Origin of the sequence: Psychrobacter sp. TB20-MNA-CIBAN-0197, assembly GCF_040309765.1 — a bacterium.
GTDB lineage: Bacteria > Pseudomonadota > Gammaproteobacteria > Pseudomonadales > Moraxellaceae > Psychrobacter > Psychrobacter submarinus.
On record NZ_JBEOPC010000201.1, the window covers coordinates 1 to 362 of the forward strand.

Consider the following 362-nt stretch of genomic DNA (forward strand, 5'->3'; position numbering starts at 1 on the left):
GTACCGGTAGTCTGACCGACGCCGATGGTGATGGTCTGGCCGTTGGCCAGAGTCACGACCACAGGCGAGCCAGTCACAGGCGCACCAACGGTGGCGGTGTAAGTCACAGTGCCGCCCTCAGCGACCGATGTATCGGCGGTCAGTTTGACGGTCGAGGTATCGATGGTATCGGTGACAGTCGTTACGGCCGGAGCTGTGCTCGGTACCAAGTTCTCGAAATTGCCGCCGGTAGCGCTGGTGATCGTCGCCTGCACAGAGCCGGCGTCTTTGTAGACGTCGTCAGCTGGCGCTGGAACGTTCACGGTGCCGATGGTCTTGCCTGCGTCGATGGTGATCACGGCGCCGTTCGACAAGGTTACGGT

Annotated in this window: 1 protein-coding gene and 1 pseudogene; both read right to left on the reverse strand. The window is 61.6% G+C overall.

The window, feature by feature from the left end:
- Window positions 1-209: immunoglobulin-like domain-containing protein (locus AAEY83_RS13305; RefSeq protein ID WP_351059492.1), on the reverse strand; the 209-nt coding region annotated here is incomplete at its 3' end.
- A gap of 15 nt (window positions 210-224) precedes the next feature.
- Window positions 225-338: pseudogene (locus tag AAEY83_RS13310) on the reverse strand (immunoglobulin-like domain-containing protein); the annotation flags it as partial.
- Window positions 339-362 lie beyond the last annotated feature (24 nt).